Here is a 15,240-nt window from a genome sequence, read left to right on the forward strand (position 1 = left end):
ATACGCACGTTGATGTCGGCTGCCGAAAGCCTCAACAGGCGTTTTCCCCAGGCCGCCCGGCGCGCGCCGCGGCCGACACCAGTCGCATGAAGCGCGAGCCCGTCCACAATTCCCGGGTGATTCGCCGGGCTTGTCAGTGGGTCGCCCTACCATGGGATGAAGGCAGTCGAACAATACAGGTCGAAGCGACGCGAAGTGTAGGCAGAGGAGGTGGATGCGGTGGATTCCGACGACGTCACGCCCGCCACCTCCCGAAACGCGCGCGGGTCCTCACCTGACCTTTCCGTGTTGCCGCCCGACGTCGCCGCGGCGGTGGGTGCGTTGCTGTCCGCGACCGACGCGGTGGCCGGGGTGGACACCACCGGCCTGGACGGGGCTCAGGCCGCGGTGATCGCTGCTGCGGCGGCGTCGGTGGTCAGCCGCCTGGGGGTCGTCGGTGCGCGGATGCTGCCGGTGGTCGAGGCCGACGGGCTGTGGGCCCTGGGTGGGGCACGGTCGTTCCCGAGGTGGGTCGCCGCCCGCCACCGGGTCTCGGTGCGCACCGCGCACGCCCAGGTGCGCCTGGGTCGGGCGCTGCGGGATCACTTGCCGGCGACTGCGGCGGCTGGCGTGGCCGGGTCGATCACCCACGAGCAGGTCCAGGTGATCGGGACCATCGCCCTCACCACCCCGCTGCGGTGCGAGGTGCTCGCCGACCCTGGGAACGAGTGCAATGAGGCGTTCCTGGTCGGGCAGGCGAAGGTGTGGCCCGTGGACTCGTTGCGGATCCTCACCCGCCGGTGGGCTGCCGCTGCCGATCCCGACGCCGATGACCGCGGGTACCGCGAGGCGGCGGACCGGGAGCACTTCACGATGTCGCGGACGTCGGACGGGTACCACCTGGCCGGGCTGCTCACCATCGACAACGGCCAGTACCTCAAGGCCGCCCTCGAGGCGGTGACTCCCGTGCCCGCGGTCGGTGACGAACGGACCCCCGCCAAGCGGCGCGCCCAAGCGCTCGGCGACCTCGCCCGCGTCGTCCTCGACCGCGGCCTGACCGGCACCCGCGGCGGAGTGCGCCCCCACGTCAGCGTCCTGATCCCCTACAGCGTCATCACCGACGCCCAAACAGCCGCACACGCAGCCTCGGCGACAGCCGCGACCGACGCAACGAGAGCCAGCGCGGACGGCGGCCAGGCGAAAGGCAGCGCCGGCCCCGGAACCGAGATGTCCACCACTGACACCACGGACGGCACGGACGGCACGGACGGCACGGACGGCGTCGTGGCGCCGGCCGGTGGTGAGGCCCCCGCCCAGCTGAGCGCACACGGCGAGCAGACCGAGCAACCCGAGCAGGCCGGCCACGTCGAGGGAGCTGAGGCCACCGAAGCGGCCGAGGAGGCCGAGGCGGCCGTCCACCAGCCCGGGTCTGACGACCTGTTCACCGCAGCCGCGATCAGCGGCGCCTCACCGATCAGCATCCCCCAGTACCACGACGGCACCCCCGTCCCCCGGGCCGCACTGAACCGGCTCATGTGCGACGGCGGATTCACCCGGTTCGTTTTCTCGGCCGACTCACAGATATTGGACGTCGGCCGCGAGAAACGACTCTTCACCCCGCACATGCGCGCCGCGATCATCGCCCGCGACAAACACTGCGCATACCCCGGCTGCACCGCGCCACCCGTGCTCTGCGAAACCCACCACGTCGATCAATGGGCCCGCGACCACGGCACCACCAGCGTCACCAACGGAATACTCCTGTGCTGGCACCACCACGACCTCATCCACCGCATGAACATCACCATCACCCGCGACACCCACACCTGGCGCTTCACCGACCGACTGGGCAACCCGATCCGCAGCACCATGGACTCGCTGAACGGAATGGACCCACGGGACGAAACCGACCCACCCGATGCAGAGGAGTCAGGCTGACATCCGGCTCCGGAGGGTGTCCGGGGTCGGTTCTCCGACCCCGGCGGGACCGACACCCACCGCCGGCCCCGATACTGGCCCCATGGCGACGACCCGGTGCCCGTGCCTCAGCGGCGAGACGTACGACGACTGCTGCGGACCGCTGCACGACGGCACCGTGCACGCACCGACGGCGGTCCAGCTCATGCGGTCCCGCTACTCCGCTTTCGCCGTCGGCGACGCCGACTACCTGCTGCGCACCTGGCATCCCACGACCCGGCCCGCCGACCTGGACCTCGACCCGGCGGTCCGGTGGACCCGGCTCGACGTGCTGGACGTCCGGGCCGGTGGCCCGTTCGACACCACGGGCACCGTCGAGTTCCGGGCCCACCACCGGGTCGACGGCGCCCGCGGATCGCAGCACGAGGTGAGTCGCTTCGTCCGCGAGGACGGGCGGTGGCTGTACGTCGGGCCGCTCGCTGCGCCGTCCTGAGCACACTCCCACACTCCCTGGACGTCGCCGCCGTCATGCAGCACCACCCGCACCACCTCAGCAGGCGACCCCTACACACTGCGGATCGGTGCCGTTCGCCCGCGCGACGTTGCCACCGAGGTCCGTCGCCCCGGGCGCGTGGATGCCCCAGCCGCGGTTCGCGACCGCGACGTTGCCCTGCAGCGTCGTCGGGACGCCCACACCCACGATGCCGTCGCCGTTCCGGACGAACCGGTTGCCCTCCAGCGCCGCCGTGAAGAACGGGTCGTCACCCTCGGCCGTGAAGCCGACGCCGTTGCCGGTGAAGACGTTGTCCACCAGCGTCGCCGTCGCCGACGACAGCCGCACCGCCGTGCCGACGTCCCGGAACACGTTGCCGCGCAGCGTGCTGCCGCCCCACGCGCCGACCGCCTCGAAGCCGACGTCGCCGCCGGTCACGACGTTCCTGGTCAGGTCGGCACCGAAGACCCACGCCCGCACGCCGAGGGCGTTGTCCCGCAGCACGTTGCCCTCCAGCAGGCAGCCGGACTCGTCGCAGCTCAGCGCCAGCCCGTTGCCGTCGAACTGAGAGCCGGTCACCGTGATGCCCGCGGTGATGACGCTCGCTGCCTCGCCGTTCTCCACGAAGCGTGATCCGCGCACGTCGAAGCCGCTGCCGAAGTTGCCGCTCAAGCCCGTGCGGTTGCGCTCGAACCTCGAGGCGACGACGTCGACCTGCGCCGGCTGCCCGAAGAACCCGGAGGCGGCGACGACGCCCGTGCCGTTCTCGACGAACCGCACGGACCGGACCTGCACGGTGAGCGGACGCTCCAGCTCGTCCACCACCCCCGGCGCGAGCCCGGTCCCCCACCCGGTCACCGTGCCGTTCCGCACCGTCGCATCGCCCTGATACCGCACCGCGTCACCCGAGCCCCTGCCGACCAGGGCGTGACCGCGCAGGTCGAGGTCCGCGCCGTCGCGCAGGGTGAGGCCGACGTCGGCCTCGCACGTCAGGTCGGCGGCCAGGTAGGCCTCGCCGTCGACGACGTCGCCGCACCCCGCCACCGCCTGTGCGGCAGGTGCGGCTGCGGTCGCAGCACCCACCGGAGCGACGACGGTGAACGCGCCGACGACGGCGCACAGCAGCACGGAGCGAGCTCGCATGGTGTCCCCCTGACAGGTCCGGCCGGCGCCGGCCGCGCACCGGTCCGGTCAGTGTGATCCCGCCGACCACCCGCCGTCTTCACCCGCCCGACCACGAGGAGGAGGAGCCGGCGAGAGCAGGAGGAGGAGCAGCGGGGTCGCCCGCGAGCGCGCGAGCAGGTGCCCGATGACTCCGAGGGGCGCCGACGGTCTATCCCTCCGACCGCAACCCGACCCTGCGAGAGGCCACCATCATGGGCATCGTCCGTCCGCACCTGTGGTTCCACGAGCGCGCCGAGGAGGCCGCGGAGTTCTACGCCTCCGTCGTGCCGAACTCGTCCGTCACGCGCGTCATCCCCGCGCCGCCCGGCATCCCGGACGTCTCCGCGGGCGCCCCGTTCATCGTCGAGTTCACGCTCGACGGGATGCCGGTCATCGCCCTCAACGCCGGCCCCGCCCTGACCCTCGACGAGGCGTTCTCCATGTACCTCAGCTGCGCGGACCAGGCGGAGGTCGACCACTACTGGGAGGCGCTTGCGGCCGACGGCGGCAAGCACGGCCCGTGCGGTTGGCTCACCGACCGGTTCGGGCTGTCGTGGCAGGTCGTCCCCCGACGACTGGACGAGATCATGTCCGGCCCCGACCACGACGGCGTCGCTCGCGCGTGCGCCGTCATGCTGGGGATGACCAAGCTCGAGATCGAGCCGCTGGAGGCGGCGTACGCCGGGCGGTGACCGGTCAGGTGCGCTGCCTGGCCGGGGCGGGGACCGTGGTGACCGGGACGCCGTACTTGCGCTGCACCCGGCTGGGCAGGTCGAGGCGCAGCCAGTGCGACACCGCACGCGGCAGCGTGGAGAGCAGCACCTCCTCGCACGGGTGCGCGGTGAGTGCGTCGCCGATCGCACGGAACGGGTCCTCGTCGCCCACCTCCCCGTCCACCGGGACCCCGAGTGGACGGAACTGATCTCGCGCCTGCTCGAGCTTCGTCTCGGCCAGCCTGTACGCGTCGGGTAAGGCCGGCCGGTCGCCGCCACCGGCCGGCGGCATCAATCCCTGCTCCGTCACCCACGAGTACGCCGCCGCATCCTCCGGCGGTGGCGCGGCCGGTACGACGATCCAGACGGCGTCCGCGCCGGCCTTCACACGCTCCCGTGCCGCGTCGACGAGCTGGTCCCCACCGAGCGTCCGATTCGCCACGATGAGGATGCGGTGCTGCGCCATGACCCCTCCCTGCCCCGGCGGGCGGCTGGGACGCACCACCGGTCGAGCCCTGCGTCGGAGGCGGCCCGGATGGCGCTCACCTTGGTCACCAGGCTCCTCGTGCGCGAGGACGTGCACAAGGCTCGGACGACCGTCCCGGTAGCCGACGAAGCACGTCGACGCGCCGCCCGGGAACGCCGCCCGCGAACCCCGCGGCGCGGCGCTCGGTCACACGCCGGCGCGCAGCCGCTCCGGCCGGGGCTGCGGCTCCGGCCGCGGCTGCGGCTGCGGCTGCGGCTGCGGCTGCGGCTGCGTGGACGGTGGTGTGCGGACCTCGGGCGCCACCCCGGGACGAGGGGCCGGCACGCCCCGGGTCACGCGAGCACGCTGCGCAACCAGGTGCGCCTCGGTCCCGGCGACGTCCACCGGCCGCCCGAAGTGGTAGCCCTGCCCGAGCCGGCAGCCGAGCGCCTGCAGCCGTCGCTGCTGCTCGTCGTCCTCGATCCCCTCGGCCACGACGCCGAGCTCGTACGCCCGACCGAGATCGAGGATCGTGCGCACGAGCTGGTCGTCCCCCACCTCCACCGCCGGCCCCGAGACGAACGAACGGTCGATCTTCAGCGTGTCGACCGGGAACCGCCGCAGGTACCCGAGCGAGGAGTAGCCGGTCCCGAAGTCGTCCAGCGCGATCGAGACGCCGAGGTCACGCAGAGCGCTCAGCCGCGCCACCGACTCGTCGTCGTCCTCCAGCAGGATGCTCTCGGTGATCTCCAGGACGAGCGCGTCGGCGGGGAGCCCCGTGCGACGCAGCGCTTCTCGGACGTCGTCGCGGAACGCGGCGTCGCGCACCTGGTGCGCGGAGACGTTCACGCTGACGATCAGCTGGGGGTGCTGGTGCCGCCACCTCGCGAGCTGCGCGCACGCCTCCCCCAGCACCCACCGCCCGATCGGCACGATCGCGCCGGTCGCCTCGGCCGCCGGGATGAACGCCGTCGGCGGGACGGGCCCGCGCCGCGGGTGGGACCACCGCAGCAGCGCTTCGAGCGCGACGGTCCGGCCCGAGGGCAGGTCGACGATGGGCTGGTAGTGCACGGCGAGCTCGCCGTGGTCGAGCGCGGCCTGGATGTCGGCCTGCAGCTCCAGTCGCGCGAGCAGCTCGACCCGCATCTGCGGGTCGTACGCCGTCACCCGTCCACCGCCCGCGTCCTTGCCGCGGTACATGGCGACGTCGGCGTGCGACACGAGCTCGTCGGCGCCCTCACCAGGGCCGAGCTGCCCGGCGTGCGCGACGCCGACCGTGGCTCCCACGTGCAGCGTCTTGCCCCGGACGACGAACGGCGCGTGCAGGGCGGCGAGGATGCGGTGCGCCACGACCACGCCCGCCTCGGTGTCGTGGTCGTCGGGCAGCAGCGCAGCGAACTCGTCGCCACCGAACCGGGCGATGGTCGTCCCGGAGGGGATCGTCGTCCCCGACCGGATCGCCCCGCCGATCCGGTCCGCGACCGCTCGCAGCAGCACGTCGCCGGCGCCGTGCCCGAGGGTGTCGTTCACGCTCTTGAACCGGTCGAGGTCGATGAACAGGACCGTGGGGCCCGCCCCGTCCCGCCGCCGACCGAGCGCCTGCCCGAGGCGGTCGAGGAGCAGCCGGCGGTTCGCGAGCCCGGTGAGCGGGTCGCGGAACGCCTCCTGCATCGCCTCCAGCGTCCGGGCGTCGGCGAGCGCGAGGCTCGCGTGCTCGGCGAAGGACTGCAGCAGCGCACGCCCGGCGAGCGGCAGCGGGGCGCCGTCGGCGGGCGCGGCCACGAGCGCACCGGCGGGCGCACCGTGGATGTGCACCGGCGCCGAGACGCTCCCCGGCGCGCCGGTGAGATCCGCACCCGCGACGATCGGCCGCATCGGGTCGAGCGCGTCGTCCAGCACGAGCGAGACCGGGCACCCCTCCAGGACGACGCTCGCGCCCTCCGTCACGGCGGCGAGGACCTCGGGCAGCGGCGCACGGTGGGAGATGGCGCGCTGGATCTCCAGCAGCACCTCCAGGACGCGGTGCTGCCCACGCTCACGCTCCAGCACCCCGACCATGTCGAGCGCCAGCCCGAGGCCGGCGGCCATGCCGAGCAGCAGGTGCCGGTCCTCGTGCGCGAAGGGGCGGTCGGTGCGCGCGACGAGCAGGCGCCCGACCGTGCCGTTGCTCCACGGCGCGGTCAGGGTGCTGCACTCCCCCAGGCCCGCCAGCACGGCCGTCCCCGCGCCGAGCCGGGCGGCGACGAGCTCGTCGGCCGGCGGACCGCCACGACCGAACCCCACCGCGCACGCGAGGTCGTCACCGATGACGACGGCGCCGACCTCGGCGTCGAACTCCTCGGCGACGAGCTCGGTCGCGGTCCGCACCGCCGCCGTGGACCCCGTGCAGCGCGTGATCGCTGCGAGAAACTCCACCAGCCGGTTCGGCGACGGGGCGTGGCCGGGCGACTCGGGCGCAGCCATGTCAGGCGAACGCGAGCAGGACGAGGGTCGCGTTGTGGACGCCGCGGGAGCCGGCGACGCGCGCGTACTCGCCGTAGGTGTAGAAGCCGCCCAGCGGCACGCCCGGCAGGTGCTCGGCCAGCACGTCCATCTCCCGCCGCAGCCCGTCCGCCCCCAGGACGGCGCGCCGTCCGGCGCAGTCGAACGCGATGACACCGACCGGTGCCGCACCCCGAGACCCGCGAGCACGTCGTCGGCGGCGGTGCGGGTCCCGTCGAGGACGGTGTCGCTCTCGCCTGCCATGACCGACAGGACCGTGCCCTGGGGGACGTCTCCGCACACGATCGAGCGCTCGTCGTAGTCGGCCCCCATGACGGCGCGGACCTCGTCGCCGCCCGGGCGCGGCAGCCCGAACGCGCGCGTGAGAGTGGTGGCGTTGAAGATGCCGGGGATCGTGTAGGAGTGCGCGGGCGCACCGGCGGCCTCGAGGAAGACGTCGAGGGCGGGCTGGTCGTCGAGGGTGAGGATCCGCTCGCCGGTCGTCGCGGTGACGACGATCGGCTCGCCGATGCGCTGCCACCCGTGCCCGACGCCGACGGCGATCGGCGCCTCGGACCCGATGGCGACACCCACGACGGCGCCGGTGAGCACCTCGCCGTCGTACAGCTGGGTGGTGCCCTGCATCGTCAGCTCGTCCCCGGCGCACCCACCGACGAGCGGCACCGACGCCCCGGCGACGCTGTACGCGCCGCGCACGATGTCCGACCGCGAGCCGGCCAGCCCGTCGCTGAGCAGCATGAGGACGGTGTGCGGGCGGTCGACGTCGTCCAGGCACCGCGCGGCGTCCTGACCGGCGGCGCGAGCGCCGTCCGCGAGCCGACCGACCGACGTGCGGACGGTCAGGCCCTCGCCACCGAGGGCGATCGCCACGACGCTGCCGGACCCGGCCCACGTGCCCGCGATCTCGCCGGACGTCGAGCAGCCGACCAGCGGGACGCCGTCGGGCAGCGCGGCCCGGGCGGCGTGGGCGACGTCGGCCATGGGGAGGTGTGGGGTCACGAAGAGCACGACCAGCGCGGGCGTGCGGCCACCGGCCGCGTCGGTGACCGCGTGCGTCGCGGCGGCCGCGGCCGTCCCGTCGTCGGATCGCCCCACACCCATCCAGCGGCCCGTGGCCGACGTCCGTCCCGTGTCCATGCCCGACCCATCGACCGCCGACGACGGCGCCTGAGCGCTGCACGTGCCGGGCGGCCCGACGTCACCCGTGCGCCCGACGGAGCGATCGCGGCATGCGTCGGGACGGCCGAGGCACTCGCCGGGGCGGCTGCCGCTAGCGTCGGCCCATGACGCCCCCGGAGTGGATCGAGCACCGTCGCACCGACGGCGAGACGGTCGGCTGGATCGTGCCCGACGGCGACGGCTTCCGCCCGGTCGACGTCCTCGGGCGCCCCGTCGCCACCGAACCGGTCGACTGGCTCACCGCCGAGGAGCTGCTCGAGGACCGTGGCATCGGGTTCCTCGCGGACCGGCACCTGCTGCGCCTGCCGGACGGCACGGACCGGCCGGTGCGGATCACCGACGTCAGCGCCCACGGTGTCATCGTCGTGAGCGACGAGTACGGGAGCGCGAGCGTCGTCGGCACGGACAGCGAGCGGTACGTGCTGCCGTTCCCCGCACCGGACGAGCTGCGCCCCGCGGGTCGCTGACAGCGTCGAGAGCGGGATCGTCGAGAGCGGGATCGGTCGACGGCGGGATCGTCCACGGCGTCGTCGCGCCCCGCCGGCAGCCTGACGGCGCGCGGATCACCCCAGCCCGAGCGCCTCCACCGCGACCTGCGTCGCGCGGGCGACCAGGGCGTCGTCGGACGCGGCGTCGCGGGCGTCACGGCTCGTGAGGACCGCCGCGACGAGCGTCGTGCCGTCGGGGGTGCGGACGACGGCGACATCGTTGCGGATCCCGAACGGTCCCCCGCCGGACTTCCCCGCGACGTCCCAGCCGTCCGGGACGCCCGCTCGGACCAGCCCGGCGCCCGTGGTCGACTCCCGCATCCACCCCGTGAGCAGGTCGCGCTGCTCCGGGGTGAGACCGCCCGCACCCGTGCGCGCGCCGTCGGCGGCCGCGGGGCCGCCGTCGACCAGCAGGGCGCGCACGTCGGCCGCGAGCGCGCGCGGAGTGCTGGTGTCGCGTTCCTCGCCGGGGCCGACGTCGTTCAGCGCCGGCTCGACCCGGTCGGACCGCGTGACGTCGTCCCCGAGGTCCCGCAGCCACCGCTGGAAGCCCGCCGGCCCGCCGAGCCGGTCGAGCACGAGGTTCGCCGCGGTGTTGTCGCTCTCGGTGACCGCCGCGGCGGCGACCTCGCGCCACGTCAGGCCGTCCCCGACGTGACGCTCGATGACGGGTGAGTGCGGCACGAGGTCGGCCGCGGTCCAGCGCACGACCCGGTCGAGCTCGCCCGGGTCCAGGGTGTCGAGCAGGGCAGCGACCGACAGGGCCTTGTGCGTCGAGGCGAACCCGAAGCGCTCGTCGGCCCGGTGCTCGACGGTCCGCCCCGTCCCCACCTCGACGACGACGACGCCGACGCGCGCACCCCGCTCCGCCTCGAGCGCGGCGTACGCCGCGGCCACGGCGGCCGGGTCGGGGATCGTCGGGCTGGGGTGTGCGGGGCTGGGGTGCGCGGGACTCGGCTGCGCGGGACTGGGGTGCGCGGGACTCGGGTGCGCAGGGCTTAGATGCGCAGGGCTGGGATGCGCCGCCGACTCCTCGGGCTTGGTCGTGCCCGCACCGTTGTCGGCCCCGCAGCCCGCGAGGAGTATCGCCCCGACCACGAGCGGAACGGCGACGAGGCGACCCCGATCCCGACCCGCCCCCGAGCCCGCCCCGGTCCACCGCTCACGCGACCACGCCCCCCGCTCACACGGCCACCAGCGGGCGCCGGACGAGCGCCGACCGGGTCGAGGAGCTGACGCCGCAGCCGCCAGGCGAGTGCGCCGCGCCAGGTGAGGGCGACCACCGCCGTCGCGTGGTCGTCCGACCTAGCCGGAGTTCCGCCCGCTGAGCGCGTCGCGCAGTCGGTCGACCAGACCGACCCCAGGACCCAGCGTCTTGTGGAACAGCTCGGAGTGCGGCGCGCTCGGGTGCGCCCGGGTCGGTGCGAGCTTCTTCGCGCTCTCGACCTTCGTGCCCATCGTCACGAGCTCGTCGTGCGGGATGTGCGCGCGCAGGCGGGGGAACTGGTCCGCCTCCTCCTCCGCCATGTGCTCGCGCAGGTCGGCCTCGAGCTCGCGGGCGATCGCGAGGAACTCGGGCCCGGCGGCGTCGGCGTCCTCGAGGCGCTTCATCACCTGCACGATCTCCTCGTGCTCGCGCTTGTCCTCCTCGACCTCCTGCTCGCCGTCGGGCAGGTGCTTCGCGATCGCCGGGTAGACGAACATCTCCTCGGCGACGGCGTGCCGCATGACCTCGGCGATCACCGTGTCCGCGAGGTCACGGCGACGCTCGGCGTCCCCCGTGCCCTCGATCTGGGCGAGCAGGTCGAGCATGTCCCGGTGGTCGCTCGTGAGGATGTCCACCACGTCGGGCTTCGCGTCGGTCTCGGTCATGACGTACCCCTCCATCACACGGTCGGTCGCTGTGCTCCGACAGTAGGCGCGGCCGTGACGCGCGGCACGTGGTGCGCTCCGGGGTCGCGGCCCGACGGCCGGTGCCGTACACCTTGGTCACCCGCCGAACGGCGGGGACGCCGGGGACGCCGCGGCCCAGTGGTCGACCGCAGCAGCCGAACGCAGCAGCCGCGACCGCGACGACGAGCACCGCTGCTCGGCGATCCGGTCCGAACCTGAGGAGGTCGACATGAGACTCGGACGCAACGTCGAGGTCCGGCCGCTGGGCGGCGGCATGGGCTGCCTGGCGATGATCCTCATCTCCCTCGTGCTCTCGGTCGCCCTGACCGTGCTGCTCAACGTGCTGCTGTAGCCGCGCGACCTCCTCAGCGCCCGCCCCCGCTGTCGCCGTCGTCCTGGACGGCACGCTCGGCGGCACGCTGGACGAGCCGGCCCCGCGCGAGCGCAGCGGCCCCGAGCACGAGCAGCCCCGACGCGGACAGCAGCGCGGCAGGACCGTCCGCAGCGCGGATCACGGCCGCGCCGAGCGCCGCCCCCGCGCCCATCGCGACGACGGCGAGCAGCCGGTCCGTCGCGGCGCCCCGGGGCTGCCGGCCACCGGCGAGCCGGCTCTCCCGGGTCAGGTTCGCCAGGGTGCTGGTGACGACGACCGTGGTGATGTCGGCGTTGCCGATCGGCTTGACCGCCGCGACCTGCGCACCCATGAGCGCCGCGAGCAGCGCGGTCACCACGAGCAGGGCGACCGGCTCGGGGTCGCCGGCCACGCGCCACGCGACCCCCAGCGCCACCGCGAGGGCCGCCCCGCACGCCAGCACCCACGCGCCCGACCGCGGCAGCCGCGGTGTGTGCCCCCGGCCGACGACCCGGCCACCCACGACGGAGCCGAGCGCGAAGCCGCCCAGGGCCACCACGTTGTTGAGCAGCGGGATCTCGGCCACGCCCACGAGCGCGAACCCGATGAACAGCACGTTGCCGGTCATGTTGCCGGTGAAGACGCGATCCAGGGCGAGGTAGCTCACCGCGTCGACGGTGCCCGTGGCCGCGGTGAGCAGCAGCAGCCCGGCGCGGTACCAGGTGGCGGTCGTGGGATGGCGCATCGCGGTCCTGTCTGCGGGCGGGCGGTGTGACGGGCTGCGGTGAGCGCCCGTCGGCGCGCGTCGGCGCACCGGGTCCCGTCGTCGACCACCCGGCCGACGACGGTGCGGTCAGTCGTCCCGACCGAGACGAGCGGTGTGGTGCCAGGGCGCCGGGACCACGCCGCTGAGCGCGGTCTCCGCCAGCGCCTCACCGAGCACCGGCGCCTGCTTGAACAGGTTGTGACCGGCCACGGCGGTGACGCCGTCGCTCGACCACACCCCGACGCCGTCGTCACCCCACGGCAGTCGGGTCACCCAGCAGTGCACGTGGTCGACCGGCTCCGGCCGCAGCCCCGGCAGCGCGCGTTCGACGTAGGCGACGGTGCGCTCGGCGAGGGACGCCAGCGCGGCGGGGTCGACGACGCCGCCGTCGGCGTGGGCGGGCGTCGCGCCGCTCAGCCCGACCGCGTAGAGGCGCGGGTCCGGGTACGGCGAGGCGTACACGCCGGTCTCGCCGAACTGGCCGCTGCCGTCCTGGAACGTGGGCGACGGCGACGCGTCCGGGTCGGCGACCCGGAAGGTCAGCCGGACGTGCGCCCCGAGCTCGACCGGCAGCTCCAGTCCGACGCCGCGCGCCAGCCCCGCCGTCCCCCGTCCGGCGCACAGCACCACGTGGTCGACGGTGCGGACGTCCGTCCCGGTGCGGATCTCGACGGAGCCGTCGTCGCGGCGACGCACCGCGAGGACGTGGTCGGTGACGAGCGACCCGGCGAGCCGGTCGCTCAGCGCACCGACCGCGGCCCGGGTCCGGATGGCGCCGCCGTGGACGTCGAGCATGGCGGGGCCGTCGTACCCGGCGAGCAGGGGCAGCCACTCACGGAGCTCGTCCGGGGTCAGGCGGCGCACCGGGGCGTCGGGGAACGCCGCGAGCGCCTCGGCCTTGGCCGGGACGCCGTCCCCGACGGCCACCGCGCCCTCCCGGGCGATGAGCTCGACCCCGAGCTCGTCCTCCCACCCGCGCCACAGCGCCCTGCTCCGGACCACCTGCTCGACGAGCCGGGTGTCCGCGTGCGCGTGGCGGAAGATCCGCCCCTGCCCGGCGGACTGGCCGCTGCCCGGCCGGCCGGACTCGACGACGGTCACCCTGGCTCCCCGCTGCTGCAGGACGAAGGCCGTGGACAGGCCGATGATCCCGGCACCGACGACTGCGACGTGAGGCATGGCCTCAGCCCATCACGGCCGGTGTCGTCCAGCGACCGATGCCGGGCACCCGCCGCACGCCGTCCGCGGAGCCCGCGCGGCGGGCGGTTGCGGAGCCCGCGCGGCGGGCGGTTGCGGTGCCCGCCGCGGCGGGCGGTTGCGGAGCCCCCACCGCCCCGCGAGCATCGCCCGATGAGCCCCGACACCCGTGACCACGACGTCGTCGTCTTCGGCGCCTCCGGCTTCGTCGGACGGCTCGTCGCCGAGCACCTCGCCCACCACGCACCGGCCGGCACGCGCATCGCTCTCGCCGGCCGGTCCCGCGACAAGGTCGAGCGGGTCCGCGACGACCTGGCCGATCCCGCCCGTGACTGGCCGGTGCTCGAGGCGGACACGTCCGACCCACGCTCGCTCGCCACGCTGGCGGGCGCCGCACGCGTCGTCGTCAGCACCGTCGGCCCGTACCTGCGCCACGGTCTGCCCGTCGTCGAGGCGTGCGCCCGGGCCGGGACGCACTACGCGGACCTGACCGGCGAGGTGCCGTTCATCCGGCAGGCCATCGACCGGTTCGACGACGTCGCACGCCAGTCCGGGGCACGGCTCGTGCACGGCTGCGGGTACGACTCCGTCCCGTCCGACCTCGCCGTCCTCACCCTGCACCGCCGCGTCACCGCCGACGACGCCGGCTCCCTCGCCCACGTCCTGGGCGTCGCCCGGGCGAAGGGCGGCGTCAGCGGCGGGACCGTCGCCTCGATGCGCGGCATCGTCGAGCTCGCCGTGAGCGACCCGTCGGTGCGACGGCTGCTGGGCGACCCGTACGCCCTGAGCCCGGACCGCACCGCGGAGCCGACCACGCGGCAGCCGGCGGACTCCCCGGTCCGGCGCGGCTCAGCGACGGGGTTGGGTCGCCCCTTCCCGATGGCGTCCGTGAACTCCCGCATCGTGCGGCGCTCCAACGCGCTGCAGGGCTGGGCGTACGGCCGCGACCTCCGCTACGGCGAGGTCAGCGGCACCGGCGACGGCGTCCGCGGCGCGGCCCGGGCGTACGGACTGACCGCAGGACTGGCCGTCGGCGCCGCCGCGTTCGCCCTGCCGCCCACCCGCGCCCTCCTCGACCGCGTCCTGCCGGCGGCCGGCACCGGCCCGGACGAGGACACCCGCCGTCACGGCTGGTTCCGCACCGAGGTCCGGGCGACGACGACCACCGGCCGCCGGTACCGGGCCGTCGCCGCCGGGCCGGGCGACCCGGGGTACGCGGCGACCGCCGTCATGCTCGGCGAGTCGGCGCTGGCGCTCGCCCTGGACGGCGACCTGCTGCCGGACCGAGCCGGCTCGCTCACCCCGGCCACCGCGATCGGCGACGTGCTGGTCGACCGGCTGCGGGCGGCGGGGCACACGTACGACGCGGCCCCGCGCTGAGCTACGGGTCGCTGACTAGCGGGAACGCGGACCGGCGGCGGGGTCGAGGACCGGCGGGGACGCGGACCGGCGGCGGACTGCGGCGGCGCGCGGCGGCGGACGGCGCTGACGGACCGCCCGGCTCAGCCTCGGGCGTCGTCGTCCACCGGGAGCATCGGCCAGTCGACCGGCGGGTCCTCGCCGACGCGCCCGTCGATCGCCTCGCGCAGCAGGTCCATGTGACCGGTGTGGCGGCCGTACTCCTCGATGAGGTCGTGGAGGTGACGCCGCACGCTCGGTCGGTCGCCGTGGAAGTCGAGGTGCCCGGGCTGGTCCAGGCCGCCGTCGGCCACGAGCTCGCGCAGCCGCGCGCGGGACCGGCCGACCGCCGCCGCCCAGAGGCCGTAGACGTCGTCGGCGGTCTCGTCGGGGTCGACGGCGAACTGCCAGCGGGCGACGTCGTCCTCGGGCACCGACATCCAGGTGACCGGCGGGCGGCCCGACATCCGCCAGCAGAAGACGTCGTCCTCGCAGACGGCCAGGTGCTTGAGCAGCCCGCCGACGGTCAGCTCGGACGACGGCACGGCGCGGGTCCGCAGCTGCTCGACGTCGAGGCCGTCGGCCTTCCAGCGGAATGTCGCCCGCAGCCGCTCGAGCGTGCCGGTCAGGTGCTCGGCGTCGGTGCCGGCGAGCGGCGGTTCCCACAGCGGGTCGGTCGTCATGGTCCATCCCTCGGCGAGGCGTGATGGGGACGATCGGACGCTACGCCCGG

Annotated in this window: 16 protein-coding genes and 1 pseudogene; 6 read left to right on the plus strand and 11 right to left on the minus strand. The window is 74.8% G+C overall.

The features are described from left to right. Positions 1-288 precede the first annotated feature (288 nt). Positions 289-1,917: a DUF222 domain-containing protein gene (locus tag REH70_RS15995; RefSeq protein ID WP_310748780.1), complete on the plus strand. Its 1,629-nt coding sequence runs from the start codon at positions 289-291 to the stop codon at positions 1,915-1,917. Positions 1,918-1,999: 82 nt separating this feature from the next. After that, positions 2,000-2,389 (plus strand): YchJ family metal-binding protein, encoded by a 390-nt coding sequence (locus REH70_RS16000; protein WP_310748781.1) that lies wholly within the window; start codon positions 2,000-2,002, stop codon positions 2,387-2,389. Between the two features lie 57 nt (positions 2,390-2,446). Here REH70_RS16000 and REH70_RS16005 read toward each other — a convergent pair whose 3' ends face one another. After that, positions 2,447-3,532, minus strand: a complete 1,086-nt coding sequence (locus REH70_RS16005; RefSeq protein WP_310748783.1) for a NosD domain-containing protein — start codon at positions 3,530-3,532, stop codon at positions 2,447-2,449. 233 nt (positions 3,533-3,765) lie between these two features. Between REH70_RS16005 and REH70_RS16010 the strand changes: the two genes are divergently transcribed. Beyond that, positions 3,766-4,245: a VOC family protein gene (locus REH70_RS16010; protein ID WP_310748785.1), complete on the plus strand. Its 480-nt coding sequence runs from the start codon at positions 3,766-3,768 to the stop codon at positions 4,243-4,245. A 4-nt stretch (positions 4,246-4,249) separates the two neighbouring features. On the opposite strand, the gene REH70_RS16015 is transcribed toward REH70_RS16010, so the two are convergent. The 4 genes and pseudogenes from REH70_RS16015 to REH70_RS20830 form a co-directional block, all read right to left on the minus strand. Continuing rightward, on the minus strand, positions 4,250-4,732 hold the full coding sequence (locus REH70_RS16015) for a hypothetical protein (RefSeq protein WP_310748788.1): 483 nt from the start codon (positions 4,730-4,732) through the stop codon (positions 4,250-4,252). 207 nt (positions 4,733-4,939) lie between these two features. Continuing rightward, a complete protein-coding gene (locus tag REH70_RS16020) occupies positions 4,940-7,195 on the minus strand; it encodes a putative bifunctional diguanylate cyclase/phosphodiesterase (protein ID WP_396134764.1) in 2,256 nt (751 codons plus the stop codon). A 1-nt stretch (position 7,196) separates the two neighbouring features. Then, positions 7,197-7,754: an FIST C-terminal domain-containing protein gene (locus REH70_RS20825; RefSeq protein ID WP_396134765.1), complete on the minus strand. Its 558-nt coding sequence runs from the start codon at positions 7,752-7,754 to the stop codon at positions 7,197-7,199. Next, positions 7,694-8,371 (minus strand): annotated as a pseudogene (locus tag REH70_RS20830) (FIST signal transduction protein); the annotation flags it as partial. The gene REH70_RS20825 and the pseudogene REH70_RS20830, both read right to left, overlap by 61 nt. 146 nt (positions 8,372-8,517) lie before the next feature. Between REH70_RS20830 and REH70_RS16025 the strand changes: the two are divergent. Further along, positions 8,518-8,880: a hypothetical protein gene (locus REH70_RS16025; protein WP_310748792.1), complete on the plus strand. Its 363-nt coding sequence runs from the start codon at positions 8,518-8,520 to the stop codon at positions 8,878-8,880. A 96-nt stretch (positions 8,881-8,976) separates the two neighbouring features. Here the strand turns inward: REH70_RS16025 and bla are convergent, their stop codons facing one another. The 3 genes from bla to REH70_RS16040 all read right to left on the minus strand — a co-directional run bounded on the left by bla (position 8,977) and on the right by REH70_RS16040 (position 11,025). Next, positions 8,977-9,798, minus strand: a complete 822-nt coding sequence (gene bla / locus REH70_RS16030) for a class A beta-lactamase (protein WP_310748794.1) — start codon at positions 9,796-9,798, stop codon at positions 8,977-8,979. A gap of 408 nt (positions 9,799-10,206) precedes the next feature. After that, positions 10,207-10,773: a hemerythrin domain-containing protein gene (locus tag REH70_RS16035; RefSeq protein WP_310748796.1), complete on the minus strand. Its 567-nt coding sequence runs from the start codon at positions 10,771-10,773 to the stop codon at positions 10,207-10,209. Positions 10,774-10,890: 117 nt separating this feature from the next. Beyond that, positions 10,891-11,025 (minus strand): hypothetical protein, encoded by a 135-nt coding sequence (locus REH70_RS16040; RefSeq protein WP_310748798.1) that lies wholly within the window; start codon positions 11,023-11,025, stop codon positions 10,891-10,893. Between REH70_RS16040 and REH70_RS16045 the strand changes: the two genes are divergently transcribed. Then, positions 11,024-11,146, plus strand: coding sequence for a hypothetical protein (locus REH70_RS16045; RefSeq protein ID WP_310748800.1), 123 nt, complete (start codon positions 11,024-11,026; stop codon positions 11,144-11,146). The two genes, REH70_RS16040 and REH70_RS16045, sit on opposite strands and share 2 nt — an antisense overlap. A gap of 13 nt (positions 11,147-11,159) precedes the next feature. Here the strand turns inward: REH70_RS16045 and REH70_RS16050 are convergent, their stop codons facing one another. Together REH70_RS16050 and REH70_RS16055 are read right to left on the minus strand one after the other, a co-directional pair. Beyond that, positions 11,160-11,891 carry a YoaK family protein gene (locus REH70_RS16050; protein ID WP_310748802.1) on the minus strand — a complete coding sequence of 244 codons (732 nt, stop codon included), beginning with the start codon at positions 11,889-11,891 and terminating at the stop codon, positions 11,160-11,162. Positions 11,892-11,999: 108 nt separating this feature from the next. After that, positions 12,000-13,091 carry an FAD-dependent oxidoreductase gene (locus REH70_RS16055; RefSeq protein ID WP_310748804.1) on the minus strand — a complete coding sequence of 364 codons (1,092 nt, stop codon included), beginning with the start codon at positions 13,089-13,091 and terminating at the stop codon, positions 12,000-12,002. A gap of 171 nt (positions 13,092-13,262) precedes the next feature. Between REH70_RS16055 and REH70_RS16060 the strand changes: the two genes are divergently transcribed. Continuing rightward, positions 13,263-14,489 (plus strand): saccharopine dehydrogenase NADP-binding domain-containing protein, encoded by a 1,227-nt coding sequence (locus tag REH70_RS16060; RefSeq protein WP_310748806.1) that lies wholly within the window; start codon positions 13,263-13,265, stop codon positions 14,487-14,489. Positions 14,490-14,611: 122 nt separating this feature from the next. On the opposite strand, the gene REH70_RS16065 is transcribed toward REH70_RS16060, so the two are convergent. Further along, positions 14,612-15,190, minus strand: coding sequence for a DUF664 domain-containing protein (locus tag REH70_RS16065; RefSeq protein WP_310748808.1), 579 nt, complete (start codon positions 15,188-15,190; stop codon positions 14,612-14,614). Between the last annotated feature and the right edge of the window lie 50 nt (positions 15,191-15,240).

This window comes from Cellulomonas sp. ATA003, from assembly GCF_031582905.1.
In the GTDB taxonomy this organism is placed as follows: domain Bacteria; phylum Actinomycetota; class Actinomycetes; order Actinomycetales; family Cellulomonadaceae; genus Pengzhenrongella.